15 protein-coding genes are annotated in these 13,792 nt (G+C 65.0%); 10 read left to right on the top strand and 5 right to left on the bottom strand.

Annotation, left to right across the window (positions count from 1 at the left end; genetic code table 11):
* Positions 1–38 precede the first annotated feature (38 nt).
* The gene (locus AB4120_RS16335) at positions 39–959 is read left to right on the top strand and encodes a LysR substrate-binding domain-containing protein (RefSeq protein ID WP_149138267.1); all 921 of its coding nucleotides are present in this window, start codon (positions 39–41) and stop codon (positions 957–959) included.
* Here the strand turns inward: AB4120_RS16335 and AB4120_RS16330 are convergent.
* A complete protein-coding gene (locus AB4120_RS16330) occupies positions 956–1,318 on the bottom strand; it encodes a DUF883 family protein (RefSeq protein WP_149138266.1) in 363 nt (120 codons plus the stop codon). The genes AB4120_RS16335 and AB4120_RS16330 overlap by 4 nt on opposite strands.
* 289 nt (positions 1,319–1,607) lie before the next feature.
* Between AB4120_RS16330 and AB4120_RS16325 the strand changes: the two genes are divergently transcribed.
* Together AB4120_RS16325 and AB4120_RS16320 are read left to right on the top strand one after the other, a co-directional pair.
* Positions 1,608–2,048, top strand: a complete 441-nt coding sequence (locus AB4120_RS16325; protein ID WP_144197747.1) for a PRC-barrel domain-containing protein — start codon at positions 1,608–1,610, stop codon at positions 2,046–2,048.
* Between the two features lie 218 nt (positions 2,049–2,266).
* Positions 2,267–2,455 (top strand): hypothetical protein, encoded by a 189-nt coding sequence (locus AB4120_RS16320; protein WP_149138265.1) that lies wholly within the window; start codon positions 2,267–2,269, stop codon positions 2,453–2,455.
* Positions 2,456–2,492: 37 nt separating this feature from the next.
* Here AB4120_RS16320 and AB4120_RS16315 read toward each other — a convergent pair whose 3' ends face one another.
* On the bottom strand, positions 2,493–2,708 hold the full coding sequence (locus AB4120_RS16315) for a hypothetical protein (RefSeq protein WP_244844828.1): 216 nt from the start codon (positions 2,706–2,708) through the stop codon (positions 2,493–2,495).
* A gap of 139 nt (positions 2,709–2,847) precedes the next feature.
* On the opposite strand from AB4120_RS16315, the gene AB4120_RS16310 reads away from it, so the two are divergent.
* The 5 genes from AB4120_RS16310 to AB4120_RS16290 all read left to right on the top strand — a co-directional run bounded on the left by AB4120_RS16310 (position 2,848) and on the right by AB4120_RS16290 (position 7,297).
* Entirely contained in the window at positions 2,848–3,213 is a 366-nt protein-coding gene (locus tag AB4120_RS16310) for a hypothetical protein (protein WP_149138264.1), read from the top strand.
* Positions 3,214–3,459: 246 nt separating this feature from the next.
* Complete coding sequence (locus AB4120_RS16305) at positions 3,460–5,676, top strand: DUF6351 family protein (protein ID WP_149138263.1); 2,217 nt, start codon at positions 3,460–3,462, stop codon at positions 5,674–5,676.
* Positions 5,677–5,887: 211 nt separating this feature from the next.
* Positions 5,888–6,169, top strand: a complete 282-nt coding sequence (locus tag AB4120_RS16300) for a PAAR domain-containing protein (RefSeq protein ID WP_149138262.1) — start codon at positions 5,888–5,890, stop codon at positions 6,167–6,169.
* Between the two features lie 55 nt (positions 6,170–6,224).
* A complete protein-coding gene (locus AB4120_RS16295) occupies positions 6,225–6,917 on the top strand; it encodes a thioesterase domain-containing protein (protein WP_262389863.1) in 693 nt (230 codons plus the stop codon).
* A gap of 26 nt (positions 6,918–6,943) precedes the next feature.
* On the top strand, positions 6,944–7,297 hold the full coding sequence (locus AB4120_RS16290; RefSeq protein ID WP_149138260.1) for a hypothetical protein: 354 nt from the start codon (positions 6,944–6,946) through the stop codon (positions 7,295–7,297).
* Here the strand turns inward: AB4120_RS16290 and AB4120_RS16285 are convergent.
* The 3 genes from AB4120_RS16285 to AB4120_RS16275 all read right to left on the bottom strand — a co-directional run bounded on the left by AB4120_RS16285 (position 7,294) and on the right by AB4120_RS16275 (position 11,868).
* Positions 7,294–9,432, bottom strand: coding sequence for a TonB-dependent receptor (locus AB4120_RS16285; RefSeq protein ID WP_262389862.1), 2,139 nt, complete (start codon positions 9,430–9,432; stop codon positions 7,294–7,296). The genes AB4120_RS16290 and AB4120_RS16285 overlap by 4 nt on opposite strands.
* Positions 9,433–9,620: 188 nt before the next feature.
* Positions 9,621–10,616: a Bug family tripartite tricarboxylate transporter substrate binding protein gene (locus tag AB4120_RS16280; protein WP_149138259.1), complete on the bottom strand. Its 996-nt coding sequence runs from the start codon at positions 10,614–10,616 to the stop codon at positions 9,621–9,623.
* Between the two features lie 157 nt (positions 10,617–10,773).
* Positions 10,774–11,868 (bottom strand): porin, encoded by a 1,095-nt coding sequence (locus AB4120_RS16275; protein ID WP_149138258.1) that lies wholly within the window; start codon positions 11,866–11,868, stop codon positions 10,774–10,776.
* 495 nt (positions 11,869–12,363) lie between these two features.
* Here AB4120_RS16275 and AB4120_RS16270 point away from each other — a divergent pair, with 495 nt between their 5' ends.
* Both AB4120_RS16270 and AB4120_RS16265 read left to right on the top strand, forming a co-directional pair.
* Positions 12,364–13,242 (top strand): alpha/beta fold hydrolase, encoded by an 879-nt coding sequence (locus AB4120_RS16270; protein ID WP_149138257.1) that lies wholly within the window; start codon positions 12,364–12,366, stop codon positions 13,240–13,242.
* Between the two features lie 210 nt (positions 13,243–13,452).
* Positions 13,453–13,773: a recombinase-like helix-turn-helix domain-containing protein gene (locus AB4120_RS16265; protein WP_149138256.1), complete on the top strand. Its 321-nt coding sequence runs from the start codon at positions 13,453–13,455 to the stop codon at positions 13,771–13,773.
* Positions 13,774–13,792 lie beyond the last annotated feature (19 nt).

Here is a 13,792-nt window from a genome sequence, read left to right as displayed (position 1 = left end):
AAATATTTCTGGAATCGTTCGACAAAACAGGATGATCGATGTCACGCACGAATTTCGACGTCGCCGCCTTGCGTAGCCTGCTGGCGGGGATGGAACTGGGTAGCTTCGCGCGCGCGGCGGATCGCGTCGGGCGCTCCACCTCCGCCATCAGCGCGCAGATCAAGAAGCTGGAGGAGCAGGCCGGCACGCCGCTGTTCCGCAAATCCGGACGCGGGTTGGCGCTGACAGCCGCCGGCGAGGCGATGCTCGGCTATGCCCGGCGGCTGGTGGACCTGAACGACGAAGCCGCGGCGGCGGTGCGCGGCGTGGATCTGGCGGGCGGCATCCGGCTGGGATTGCAGGAGGAGTTTGGCGAAGGGCTGCTGCCCGACGTGCTCGGCAGGTTCGCCCGCGCGCACCCGAAGGTGCGCATCGAGGCGGTGGTGGCGCGTAACGCCGAACTATTGGCGCGGATCGATGCCGGACGGCTGGACCTCGCGCTGATCTGGGCCGATGGCGGTCTGGGCTTGCCCGAGGCCAGCATTCCGGGCTACGCACTGGGCCAGCGTGCGGTGGAGCCGATCGACGAACCGCCCATGTGCTGGGTCGGCTCCGCGACGGCGCCGATGACCTGGGAGCCCGGCGAGCCGCTGCCCCTGATCGCCTTCGACCGCCCATGCCAGTTCCACGCCGCGGCGACAGCGGCGCTGGATCGCGCCGGCATTCCGTGGCGCCTGGCGTTCTCGAGCCCGAGCCTCGGCGGGCTGTGGGCCGCCGCCGCTGCCGGGCTGGGGCTGACCGTGCGGTCCCGCTACGGCCTGCCGGCCAATGTGCGCGCGGTGCCGGCCGGGGAGGCCGGCCTGCCCGGGCTGCCGTCGCTGCCGCTGGTCATGCTGCGCGCGGCGCCAACCATGCCGCCCGAGGTGGAGCGGCTGGCGGACATCCTGCTGGCGTCGGTGCGTGAGGCGCGTGCGGCTTAGTCGTCGTAGCGATGCCGGCTCGGCCGGCAAAGCACCGCGCCCAGCAGCACGCCAATCCCGAGCGCCATGCCGATGGCGCGCATCGGCTGCTTGTTGACGTACTCGGTCACGCACTCCTGGCCGTGCTGCCAGTTGTGACTGACCGTGGACTTGATCGAGTCCAGCGCCTGCGAGCCGCGCTCCGCCTTGGAGAGAAACGTCTTCTTGGCGGCTTCGACGGCTTCCCCGGTCAGATTCGGCAACTGCGACAGCAGATCGTCGAGATCCCTGGCCAGCTGGTTGGTGTCGGCGCGCAAGTTAGCCCGCGCGGCGGACGCGTCGGCACTTGAGTTCTGCGGATTGAGATTGTTCGGGTCCATGCGTGTCTCCTGTCAGGCAGTGCGAAAGGTGCAAAGGTGCGGGGAAATCGATGCCAACACATGCCTGCGCAGGTTCCGTACCAGCACACGCACCGCCACCCCACACGCGCGGCGCGCTCTCTAATATAGAAACGCCGCGGCAAGTTACCGGTGCTTGTAATTTGTCCGCGATGGAAGGAGGTGCGCGACACGTCGCCCCGGACCACCGCGCGCGCCCGGCAAGGCGGGCGCAGCCTCGGCACGCTCGTTGCGGGATCAGGGTTCCCACACCCCACGCAAGGAGTTGCAGATGAACACCGCTGATCCCACTCTCACTTCCAACCAGGGCGCCGGCATCGTCGGCTCCGGCGTGGGCGACGGGCCCGGCCCCGAAGTCATGGCCGCATCGAGCCTGGATGACACCAAGGTCTATTCGTCAGACGGTGAACACGTCGGCGAAATCTCGGAAATCATGATCGACGTCCCGCGCGGCCGCGTGGCCTACGCCGTGCTGAGCACCGGCGGCTTCCTCGGTATCGGCGACACCCTCCACGCCATTCCCTGGGGCGCCCTGGTCATGGACACCGACGCCAAATGCTTCCGCCTCGGCCTGACCGCAGACCGCATCAAGAACGCCCCCGGCTTCAACAAGGACAGCTGGCCCGGCATGGCGGACCCGCAATGGGCGACCACGATCCATGAGTACTACGGGAGAGATCCGTATTGGACTGGTGTGGGCGGGGCGCTATGAGTTGAGCGTTTCCTGGCTGGATAGACGGCGGCCGTTGCAATGACGGCCGCCGTTTTTGTATGCGCGTAGACCGTAACGGAATGGTGAACATGCGTTGTCATCGCGCGTCATTGAATTCTGATTTAAAAATGATTCATATCACTGGTGACTCAGATTTGACGGAATCGTAAAAACTGCCGAATTGCCCGGAAACTGTTCGCTGGGAAGATGTCTCCGCCATGGGCAAGGCCTATCCAAACGCCTGCAAGGTGAAGGTGCGTTACGAGCGAGCAGACAGCCTGTTTCCCACGCTCGAAAGCACGGTCTGGCTTGCGCCAGGCGCGGGTCCGGTCAAGCTGACCGGCGCACCGTTGCTGGGCGTGGAGACCATCTCGGCCGAGACATCCGGCGTCGCTGCCAGCAACTGACGGCGGAAAGGGCGGCGAATTGGGGGCCGCCCCAGCCCTATGGCTGGCCGGCCTTCTGCAACACCTCTGCCAACTTCCCCCGCACCAGTCCCAGCAGGCAATAGGCGTTATACGAAGGCTCGGACGTCTCGCTCTGCTTCTCGAGCAGTTCCAGCACCCCATCAATGCCGGCGAGCACGGCATCGGCATTGGCCGCGCGGCTCGATGGACCGGTTGGTGGCTGGGCGGCCGGAGGCAGTTTTGATTCAGGCATACGCATCTTGGATCCAGGAGGTAGGTCGTTCAGTCGGATCAGTCTTCCCCATCCCACCCCCGCCAGTCCATGAGACGATTCGCATTCTGTGGATCCCGGCACCTATACTCGACTGGCGCCCCAGAAGACAAGGCAAGCCATGACCCTGCCACCTCCCGCCCAGCCCGAGGCCGCGTCCACTCCGCCCCAACCTCCTGCGCTGGAAGTCGTCCCCGCCGGATTCCGGCAAGGCATCATCACGGCGATCACGGTCCTGCTTGGTTTCTCGCTGGCCTTCTGGCGATTCTGGGGGCTTGAGACGCCGGGGCGGTGGGGCACGCTCGCGATCCTCGCCGCTGCGGCGCTGCTGATTGCGGTGGCGCTGCAGATCGTCGCGCTATTTCGCGCGCTGCGGATCGAGGATGATGCCGTCGCTGAATATCGGCAGACGGTGCGCTGGTTTATCGGTTCGGCCGTGGCGTTGCTCGTCGGGTTGGCTGTCGCGATGGTGGACGCCGCGTTGTAAAAAGCCAGCGTCCAAAACTTCAACGCGCGCAGGAAATCCACCCCGCATCGCACCACGTTTCTTGGCGTTCTTACACGCCACGCCTTAAGACGATGAACCGCACATCACAGGCGCGCGCAGTTCTTTCAAGCCATCGTTGCGAATTTGCACGCGCGTTGTAAAGCCGATGACCGCCTCCTAAGCTGGCCTCAGGCAGCTGATCCATGACAGGCCTGTCTGAAACATTAAAAATACTAGGAGACTCCCATGAAATCCATCAGGAGAATGCTCGGCGTCGCGCTCGCCGGCATTATGCTAATCGGCCTTTCGTCGTGCGGCGGAGGCGGAGACGATGACCCGGGCATCGCGCCCACCGTCCAGCTGCTTTCGTCGCAACCCGATTATGTGACCGGCGGCAATGCGCTGATCGACATCGGCGTGCCTTCCACGGTCAACAACGATCGCCCCCTCAAGGTCTCGCTGAACGGCAATGACGTCAGCGCCCAGTTCAAGACCAGTCCCACCGATTCGTCCCACCAGCAAGCTGTGCTGACCGGGCTCGTCAATGGCACGAACTCCGTGACGGCCAGTGTGGGCAAGGCTTCCAAGACCATCACGATGACCAACTACCCGATCACTGGTCCGGTGATCTCGGGTCCCTTCCAGACGCCGTTCGTCTGCCAGACCAGCACGTTCGCGCTGCCGGACGGCTCCACGCTCGGCGCGCCGCTCGACGAGAACTGCAGCGTGGCCACGCGCGTGACCTATCTCTACCAGTCTACGCAGGGTGGGGCGCTGAAACCTATGACTGACACCAGGACGCGCCCTGCGGACGTGGCGACGGTCACCACGCTCAGCGGCACCCAGGCGCCCTTCATCGTGCGCGTGGAAACGGGTACCGTCGATCGCGGCATCTACCAGAACGCCGTCCTGCATGATCCGACGACCGAATCCGCACCCACGCCGACTTCTCCGCCCAAGGCATGGAACCGGCGCCTCATCGCCGTGGAAGGCTTCGGCTGCCCCGGCGGCTGGTATATCCAGGGCGGGGCGATCGGCAACATCCAGAGCGCAGGCTTCGACTTCAGCCTGCTCAACACGCAGCGGCTGGCCGAGGGCTATGCAACGTTCGCCAACACGCTGCAGCATGCGTCGAACAACTGCAACGCGGTGCTGGCCAGCGAGGCGGCAATGATGTCGAAGGAAGCCACGATCGAACGCTTCGGCGTGCCGGTGTTCACGGTGAGCGCAGGCTGCTCGGGCGGCTCCTATGGCAGCACGCAGCCGGCGGATCGCATCCCGGGGTTGCTCGATGGCGTGCTGATCTCGTGCACCTTCCCCGACCCGCTCTCGATTGCCTTCGCAGGGTCTGACGGGCACCTGATCACGCACTACATCACGCTATTCCCGTCGGCGTTGACGGACGCGCAGATCGCGGCGGTCACCGGCTACAAGAGCCGAAAGGCCTTCGAGGATGCCGCCAACCAGGCTGGCCGTACCGATCCGGTGCCGGCGCGCGTGGACTACGCGGGCTACAACTCCGGTGTCTTCAACAGCGTGGTGCCAACGTCGGTGCGCTATGACCCGGTCAACAACAAGACCGGCGTGCGCCCCACGGTCTACGATGCCGCGAAGAACATCTACGGCGTCGACAAGGCCACCGGCTTCGCGCTCAGGCCCTACGACAACGTGGGCGTGCAGTACGGCCTCGCGGCGTTGAATAGCGGGGCGATCACCACCACGCAGTTCCTGGACCTGAACGAGAAAGTCGGCGGCTATGACCAGGATGCCAACTACGTGGCCAATCGCACCGAGGGCGACCCCGGCGCGATCCTGCGCGCGCAGCAGAGCGGTTTGCAGATCGGCACCAACGGCGGGCTGGCGAGCATCCCCGTGTTCGACGTGACGGGCATCTATAACGACGACTCGGGCTACCACTACCAGTACTTCCACTTCGCCCTGCGCGAGCGGATGGTGGCGGCCAACGGCGGCAGCAACAACCACGTGATGTGGCGCGGCAATCCCGTGCCGGCCGATACGGCGTGGAACACCTTCATCCAGTGGGTGGCGGCCTATAAGGCCGATGTGACGACCACCGCGCAGAAGGACAAGGTGGTCACCCACAAGCCGGCTACGGCGGTGGATGGCTGCTGGAGCGACGCCGCGACCTTCGTCAACGAGCGCCAGACGCTGAGTGCCATCGGCAACACCACCTGCAACGGGCTGTTCCCCTCGTGGACGGCCACGCGCATCGCAGCGGGCGGGCCAGTAGCGGGCAACATCATCAAGTGCACGCTGAAGCCGATTGCGGCGTCTGACTACACGGTGATGTTCTCGGGCGCTGAGATGACGCGTCTGCAGGCCATCTTCCCCAACGGTGTGTGCGACTGGACGAAGCCGGGCGTCAACCAGTCCGGCGTGGTCCCGAACGGATCGTTCGGCCCATCGCCAGTGAACGTTGTGTTTGATATCACCAAGTCCTAGGAGCGGGTACCAGGCGGAACTGGGGCGGGCCGGCCGGAGAGCCGATACCCGCCCCGCTTCAATTCTGAGCCGGTCGGACCCTTCCTATTTCCCCTCAGATCCGCACCGAAAGCAGCGGATCGCGCCGCATCCTTTCCTTGATTTGCGCCAAAGATTTCTTCCTCGAATAGGGCGAAGGTGCCAGCCATCGTCTGGATAAGGAGGAAGGGTCATGCGGGATTTACGCTATGCACTGTTGAACGGGAACGCCACCACGACAGGCGGCGTGCTGATAGCGCTGAACACGTACACGATTCACCACGGCGTTAATGTTGGCGTGGAAGGCGACCATGCGACCTGCCCGGCGTGCAAGGTCGGCGGGCCGGTGTACAACGACTGCGATCCGAGATATTCGCTGCATGGGAAGCAGATTCTGGTGTCGGGCGCGCGCGTGTTCTGCAAGTGCAAGGAGCACCCGCGCGTACTGCCGTCGCAGAACACTTTTTTCGATTGAAGTTTATGCATTGGTGCAGCACGCGGTCGGAGGCTCTATTGGGGCTGGCGGGGTCGTGGCATCGACGCCGGCTGCGGGCGCTGCGCACTTGGCCGCGGACGAGCCGTCGACGAAGGAGTATCTCCTGCGGCCGCGCGGGACGTTGTATTGGGGTGGAGCGGGGCTCGATGGGGACTACGTGCGGCCCCAGCTGGAGGCGTTCCGAAAGGCGGGGATCGAGCACTGTTTCATGGGCCTGACGAATTCGGCGAACCACGGACTGAGCGAGGACTACAAGGAGGTGGGGCAAATCCTGGATGCCCTGCGAGCTGGCCTCGTCGTGCGCTATCGTGATGACAGTGAGTGGACGATTTCGAGTGGTATGTCGCCGGACGCCCCGCAATTCAATTTGATCGGATATAGCTACGGCTCCTTGCTAGCCGCGCAAACTGCCTGGTCCTATGCACGCGCGGGCCACGTGGTTGACCATCTCGTCCTGATCGGATCCCCGATCGACGAGGATTTCCTATCCGATCTGCAGACGCACCCCCGCATAGGTAAGGTCGTGACGATTGACCTGCGGGAATTTGGCGATCCGATTTATGCGGGAATGTCGTGGGCCGAGCTCGTTGCCATGGCGCCCATTCTCGGCAAACAGATGCTGGATGGGAAGGGAGAGGGGCACTTCTACTATGCACACGCTGTGAAAGACAGTCCGCGTCGTTGGGAAAGCCTCGCAAAGCGCCTGGCATCGGAAGGGCTACGATGAAGCCGGGATCGGGGTTGCTGCGGACCATGAACATCATCGCGGGGCTTCTTGTCCTCGTAGGTGTCGCCTACGTCACCGCGCTGGTGCTGACCCCTTTCAAGCCCGGAGACCGCTATACCGGTCCGGCTGCGGCGTACTTTGCGATGGCCGCACTGGCAGTCGCCGCATTGCTCTTCGCGGGCCTCCTTGTCCTTCTCATTGCACTGGTCCGGCGCCGCCCGCACAAATGGGCAATGGTCCGGGCGTTTGCCATGGGTATCGTTTGCTTCATGCTGGCGTTTGCGGTGTCTCGGGTGTGGGTCCACTACCAGCTCCAACAACACCACCCCGGCAGCAACGCCGGGGTGTCAACTACCAGCCCGCAAGACCCTAAACCCTAGAACCGTGCCGTAATCGTGCTTATCAGCATGAACGGCTCGCCATACTGGATTTGCCCGCCGCTCGTTGCGCTGCTGTAGTAGGTCTTGTTCAGCAGGTTGCGCAGTGTGAGGCGGTAGTCAACCATCCTGGTGCGGTAGCCGATCATCGCGTCGAGGCGGCCATAGCCCGGCATGGTGACCTTGTTCAGGCTGTCTGCATACCGCGCGCCGACGAGCGTGAGTCCGGCTTCGCCGTAGATGCCTTGCTTGGGCAGATATGATACGAACAGGCTGCCGTTGCGCCGGGGTGCGTTTGAGACGCGTTTTCCGGCGAAGCCGTTGTTGTCCTCCACGATGCTCGCATTCTGCAGGCCCATGCCGCTGCGCAAATACCAACTGCCGGTGACGCGGCCCAACAGCGATGCCTCCACGCCTTGCGAACGCTGGAGGCCCGTCAACAGGATGCGCGATGGATCGTCCGGATCCTGCGTGCGCCGGTTATAGAGATCGATCTGGAACAGCGAGAGCGTGCTGGTCAGCCGGCCCGCCAGCCAGTCCCCCTTCCAGCCCATCTCGTAGAGGCGGGTGTGCTCCGGCCCCACATCGTTGGCGTTGCCGGACGCGTTGGTCGCGGCGCCAATCATTCCGCCGCCGGTTGGCGAGAACGTCTTGCTGTAGGTGGCATAGACCGTCTGCGAGGCCACCGGGCTCCAGAGCAGCGAGAGCCGCGGGCTCAGTGCGTTGGTCTCGCTGCTGCCAGTCCTGTTCCGGAGCCTGTCCGTCGATGTCACGCGGAACGCATCGGCACGCAGTCCCACCAACGCCTGGAAGCCATGGCCGAATGAGAGTTGGTCCTGTAGATAGATCGCCGAGTTGGTTGCCGCATGCTCGACCTCCGAATAGCGGTCCATGCGGCCGCGATGCTGTCTGGTGAGATCGGGGTGGAACAAGCCCAGGGACGGCACCGGCATGGCTCCCGGCCCGCGCGTGGCGGCATTCCAGAGCGTGGGACTCCGGTGCTGATTGGTGAATTCCAGCCCGGCGAGCAAGCGATGCTGCACACGTCCAGTGGAAAGACTTCCCTCCGCTTCGATCTGGTTGCGCAGATTGCGCACCCCGAGCGCCTGCTGGAAGCGCTGGCGCGTCACCCGGCCGGAGCCCGCGTGATAGCCCCGCTGATAGGTATTGTCGAACTGGCTGTCGAGCCAGAAGGCATCGAAGGTGTAGCGCAGCTGCCAGTCCTCGCCGAGCCGATATCCGAGACGGGCACGCAGGGTCTGCGCCTGGTCGTCGATATAGTCCCGTTCCGGGTCGCCATAGAGGGTGTTGCGCCCAACCGGCGCCGGCCGGTTGCCGAGCGAGGGCACGCCGCGGTCCGGCGTGCGGCGATACTCGCTGAATTCGTATTGAACCAGGGCGGTCAGTTGCGGCGTGACGTTCCACAGGAGGGCTGGCGCAAACAGCGTTCGCCAGTCACGTTGTCCGGTTCTGTAGCCATCCTGGATGCCGCCGCCCAGATTCAGCCGGAGCTTGACGGTATCGCCGAGGCTGGCTGGCAGATCGGCATAGAGGCTGGCGGTTTCCTTCGTTCCCCACTGCGCTTCCACGCTGGGCGAGAGGCCGGCATCGGGCACCTTGCTGATCCGGTTGACGATCCCGCCCTTGCTGCCTCGGCCGAACAATGCGCCGGACGGACCTTTGAGGACATCGATACGCTCGATGTTGTGCAAGTCGCGGACGTACTGCGCGTCGTCACGCACGCCATCGCGATACAGATCGTTGGAGGCATCGAAGCCGCGGATGCGGAGACTGTCGAAGCGCGTGTCCGATGCGTTGCTGACATTGGGCACGCCGTCGAGCAACGTGCCGAGCGTGGCGGGCCCGTAGGCCAGCGCGGGCGCTACCCTGACGGAGTCAACGGTCTGGGGCACGTCGCGCAGGCGGGTGAGCGTGCCAGTGGCGGAGGTGGTCGCCTGCACGCGCGGATCGTCCGTGTCGAATGCGGGCATCGTGACGGTGATGGCCGGAAGCGTATGCCCGGCCTCGGGGGCCTCCCTTGCGCCGACGCTCGCGGCGAAAACCATCAGACAGATCGGCGCTTTCGCCTTGCGCACGTTGCGCATCCCGCGCCCTTGGGCCAGACCACGGCACTTCATGAATTCCTCCTGGAATCATCGACATGAAATGCGAATCATTCTTGGGTTCGGGGGCGGCTGGGACAATGAGACGAATCTGAAAGTGGTTTCCCAAGTGGTGACGCCACCATAAAAAAACCCCGGCAGCAATGCCGGGGTGTCCAGTACTACCGGTGTTTTCGGCGCCGGCACCTTCAAGATTCAGACGCCTAATCGGCCTGGATGTTGAATTCCTTCACGAGCTTGGTGTAGCGGGCGGTATCCGCCGCAATCAGCTTCTGGAGCACGGCCGGCTCGCCGCCGACCGGCGTGACGGCGATGGTCGCCATCCTGGCGATCACGTCGGGCTGCTTCAGGATCTCGTTCACATGGCTGTTCAGCGTGCGGACGATCTCGGGCGGCAGGTTCTTCGGGCCCAGCATCGCCTGCCAAGCGCCAATCTCCACGTCCTTGTAGCCCAGCTCGCCCAGCGTCGGCACGTTCGGCGCGAACGGGGAGCGCTTGGTGTCGGCCACGGCCAGCGGCACCAGGCTGCCGTTGCCGACGTATTGCGCCACGGCGCCGTAGGTCACGTAGGTCATCGGCACCTGTCCGCCCAGCACGTCGACGATGGCCGGCGCCGTGCCCCGGTACGGCACCTGCGCGATCTTCACGCTGGCCGACTTGTTGAACATCTCACCCATGATGTGCATCGGCGAGCCATTGCCCGGCGTGGCGTACGTCTCCAGCTTGCCTGCCTTGGCGCGCGCCACGAGGTCGCTCATCTTGGTGATGCCGGTGGTCTTGGCCACCACCACGAACAGCGACTGCGTGCCGAGCTGGATGATCGGCGTGAAGTCGTTCTGCACGTCGTAGGTGGCGCCGGTGCCGGACTTCAGCACTAGCGGGGCGATCGACAGCGTGTTGGGCGCCAACAGCAGCGTGTAGCCGTCGGCGGCGGCGCGCGCCACGTAGGCGCTGCCGATGGTGCCGGCGGCGCCGGTGCGGTTCTCCACCACCACCGACTGCTTCAGCCGCGCGCCGAGCTTGTCGGCCATCAGGCGGGCGAGCACGTCCACGTCGCCGCCGGCGGGGTAGGCCACCACGATGGTGATCGGCTTGTTGGGGTAGCCGCCCTGGGCCATCGCGGGCAGGGCGGAGAGCAGGGCAGCAGCGCCGAAGGCCGCACCCATGGCGGCGAGTACGTTGCGGCGGACAGTCTTCATGATCGAAACACCTCTTGTCAGGGTTCGCGCCCGATGCGGGGGCATCTCTGCGCGAAGGAGTCGGGGAAACGGTGCTGTGCCGGATTTCCCATCGGGCTTGTGGCGAGCGGCGCCAAGGCAGAGGAAAGCTGCCCGGCGCCGCATGCGTCCGCCGCTATTAGAAGATGTGCTTGATGCCGAGCATGGCGCCAAACTGCTGGCCGCCCGGCTTCGTGTTGGCGCCGGCCTGCGCGCCGCTGACGGACAACGTCAGGTTGCCGTCGTTGTTGATGAAACCGGCGGTCGCATAGACGGCCGTGCGCTTGCTGAAGTTGTACATGCCGCGGATGGCGTACAGCATCGACTTGTTATCGCTGCTGTTGTAGTTCAGATAGTAGACCTGGCCAGCCAGCGTGAACGCGGGCGTGATGTCGTACGCGGCGCCGATGTAGTACAGCGCCGAGATCGGCGTGGCGCTGCCCTGGTTCTCGCGGCGGATCACGCCGGCGCCGATCTTGGTGCGATCGAGCAGCACGTAGCCGGCCAGCGAGGCGCGGTCGTCACGGAAGCTGCTGCTGGTCAGGCCGGCGAAGGCGCCCGGGCCGCCGCGCTGCGAGTCATACGCGGCGGTAATGCCCCAGGTCTTCTGGTCCCAGCCGATCATGGCGGACCACTCGCGGCACTGCGACTTGTCGGCCGGATTCTCGCCGGCGCAGTTCGTGCCGGCCGGGCTTGGGCCGGCGTTGGCCACGTCGCGGCCAAAGCTGTACGTGCCGCCCACGGTCAGGCCGCCGAAGGTGCCCTTGTACGCGATGGCGTTGTCGGCGCGCGTGTTCGGGATGTAGCTGTCCATCGAACCGGAGCCGAACGCGTTCGGCCCGAGGATGTCCGGGTCGAGCACGGCCCAGAACAGCATGGTGTACTGGCGGCCGAACGAGACCTGGCCCCATTTGCCGCTCAGGCCGACCAGCGCCTGGCGCCCGAACAGGCGGCCGCCCTGGTTGGCGGTGCCCGAATCCGGCGCGAAACCGGACTCCAGCACGAAGACGCTCTTCAGGCCGCCGCCGAGATCCTCGGTGCCGCGCAGGCCCCAACGGGACGGCACGGTGCCGGTCAGCGTATTCATGCGGGCCACGCTATTGCCGGCCGCGCCGACGTTGTTGACGAACTCGACGCCGGTGTCCACCACGCCATACAGTGTGACGGACGATTGCGCCGAGGCCAGCAGGGGCGCTGCGGCCAGCAGGCCTGCCGCGTACTTTCCGATCTTCATCTACCGTTTCCTTCTTTAGTTTTCGTGGGCTCGTCTGCGTTTCCGTCCGGCCGGGCAATGATGGGGACCGATCCGTCTTTGTGTTTCATTAGTAAAACAATGAACTACATAGGAAACGTTCAGCGAAATATAGACAGGAGCGCCTGCGGCGTAGATCAGGGGGAACCCTAGTGAGGCCACATGGCGACGCCGCGGCATGGCGCCGATGCCACAAAGCCCTGGAATCGTTGTGGTGCGCGGCTTCCACGGCGGCGCACCGCCTTTGCGAAAGTGGCAGCGCGGGCGAAGTCAGTCCTCGCTCGGCAAAGCCATGCAGAAAGCCGCTTTCGGGTGAAATGCGGCATGCCCCGTTGCGGGGCATGCCGAGGCCGCCCGGACCTTGCGTGATGGCGGCGCGCTCCGCGCGGATTTCTTCTACTTGTTTACCCTGATCCCGCACGTCCCGAAACCCGGCCTATAGTCGAGGAGTTTTATTTATAAATACAGGTTTCACATATGGAACAAAACGCGCCCCATCGAGCACTTGACCCGGGCGCCGACCTCCTGGCGGCGCTGGACAACCATTTCGCGGCGCGCACCGTGATGGTCGATGCGCAGGGCACACGCGTGTCTTGCCGGGTCGGCGGCGCGCGCGGTCCGGTGATCGTGCTGCTGCACGGCATCAGCTCCGGCGCGGCGTCGTGGCTGCCTTGCGCGAGCCTGCTGGCCGCCGGGGCGCGCGTCATTGCGTGGGACGCACCCGGCTACGGCGATTCCACCCCGTTGCCGATGTCCGCGCCCATCGCCCAGGACTACGCCGCGCGGCTTGAGCAATTGCTGGCCGTGCTCCAGGTGAGCCCGGACCTGATCGTCGGCCACTCGCTCGGCGCGCTGATGGCCGCCGGCTACGCCGCCCATGCCGCATCAGACATGCAACCGGCCCGCTTCCTCCTGTTGAGTCCCGCGCTCGGCTATGGCGCGCCGGGCAACGAGACGAAGTCGCGCGAGGTCTCGGCCCAGCGGCTTGAAGCGCTCGACACCCTGGGCATCGATGGCCTGGCCCAGCGCGGCCCCACTCGCCTGCTCAGCCCGGCGGCCACGCCCGATGCCCAGGCCTGGGTGCGTTGGAACATGCGCCGCCTGCATCCGGACGGCTATCGCCAGGCGGTGGCACTGCTCTGTGGCGATGACATCGACGAATACCTCGCTGACGCCTCGCGCCCCATGCACGTCGGCTGCGGCGCCCAGGACGTGGTGACCACGCCCGCCGCCTCGTCCGCGCTGGCCGGGCGATTCCAGTTCCCGTTCCACCTGATCGCCGACGCCGGCCACGCCTGCTACATCGAGCAGCCCCAGGCCGTTGCCCAACGGATCCGCGCCACGTTGCACGACTGAGGCAAGCGCTTCAGGACCGATAGCAGCCGGCTACCGGTCACTTCTCCGCCACGATCTGGCGATTCAAGGGGTTAACCCTAGTCAATTTTTGAAGCGTCGTTGTCTATAGTCGTACCTGTGTTCAATATTTAAACTCGTGTTTCACAGGTAAAACAAACAAGCCTGAGGACGCGAGCGCGGTTGAACCCGCCGTCCCCAACAAAGCAAGCCATGGAGCAAAGCGCAATGGAAAGCCTCTCGTACAACCCGAACCTGGTGCCGTGGGAGCGCCCCGCGCCGAACAACGTAGCGGGCAAGGGCCATATCGAGCAGCCGGGCAAGGTTGCCAACATCGTCTGGCAGACCCGTGCGGCGGCACCCACCGCGTACGAGAACGCGCTCGCCGATGCCCTGGAGGCTGCGTTCGAGGGCGGCGCCAAGAACCCGGGCGACATCGTCCGCGCGTTCAACCGCACGAACTTCCTGGCCGCCGATGGCCAGCCGTGGACCGAGGCTGCGTTCCTCGCCGAAATGCGCCGCCTGGGCGCCTGACTCCGGAACCCCAGCGAGA

It is taken from the genome of Cupriavidus sp. 2KB_3 (assembly GCF_052115685.1).
In the GTDB taxonomy this organism is placed as follows: Bacteria; Pseudomonadota; Gammaproteobacteria; order Burkholderiales; family Burkholderiaceae; genus Cupriavidus; species Cupriavidus campinensis.
This window is presented reverse-complemented; position numbering and strand designations above follow the sequence as displayed.

What these genes read in the sequence shown, in the direction of transcription:
- AB4120_RS16285 (WP_262389862.1), bottom strand. Translation starts at nt 9,432, where the DNA reads ATGAAGTGCCGTGGTCTGGCCCAAGGGCGCGGGATGCGCAACGTGCGC.
- AB4120_RS16310 (WP_149138264.1), top strand. Translation starts at nt 2,848, where the DNA reads ATGACCCTGCCACCTCCCGCCCAGCCCGAGGCCGCGTCCACTCCGCCC.
- AB4120_RS16275 (WP_149138258.1), bottom strand. Translation starts at nt 11,868, where the DNA reads ATGAAGATCGGAAAGTACGCGGCAGGCCTGCTGGCCGCAGCGCCCCTG.
- AB4120_RS16315 (WP_244844828.1), bottom strand. Translation starts at nt 2,708, where the DNA reads ATGCCTGAATCAAAACTGCCTCCGGCCGCCCAGCCACCAACCGGTCCA.
- AB4120_RS16290 (WP_149138260.1), top strand. Translation starts at nt 6,944, where the DNA reads ATGAACATCATCGCGGGGCTTCTTGTCCTCGTAGGTGTCGCCTACGTC.
- AB4120_RS16335 (WP_149138267.1), top strand. Translation starts at nt 39, where the DNA reads ATGTCACGCACGAATTTCGACGTCGCCGCCTTGCGTAGCCTGCTGGCG.
- AB4120_RS16325 (WP_144197747.1), top strand. Translation starts at nt 1,608, where the DNA reads ATGAACACCGCTGATCCCACTCTCACTTCCAACCAGGGCGCCGGCATC.
- AB4120_RS16265 (WP_149138256.1), top strand. Translation starts at nt 13,453, where the DNA reads ATGGAGCAAAGCGCAATGGAAAGCCTCTCGTACAACCCGAACCTGGTG.
- AB4120_RS16300 (WP_149138262.1), top strand. Translation starts at nt 5,888, where the DNA reads ATGCGGGATTTACGCTATGCACTGTTGAACGGGAACGCCACCACGACA.
- AB4120_RS16320 (WP_149138265.1), top strand. Translation starts at nt 2,267, where the DNA reads ATGGGCAAGGCCTATCCAAACGCCTGCAAGGTGAAGGTGCGTTACGAG.
- AB4120_RS16280 (WP_149138259.1), bottom strand. Translation starts at nt 10,616, where the DNA reads ATGAAGACTGTCCGCCGCAACGTACTCGCCGCCATGGGTGCGGCCTTC.
- AB4120_RS16330 (WP_149138266.1), bottom strand. Translation starts at nt 1,318, where the DNA reads ATGGACCCGAACAATCTCAATCCGCAGAACTCAAGTGCCGACGCGTCC.
- AB4120_RS16305 (WP_149138263.1), top strand. Translation starts at nt 3,460, where the DNA reads ATGAAATCCATCAGGAGAATGCTCGGCGTCGCGCTCGCCGGCATTATG.
- AB4120_RS16270 (WP_149138257.1), top strand. Translation starts at nt 12,364, where the DNA reads ATGGAACAAAACGCGCCCCATCGAGCACTTGACCCGGGCGCCGACCTC.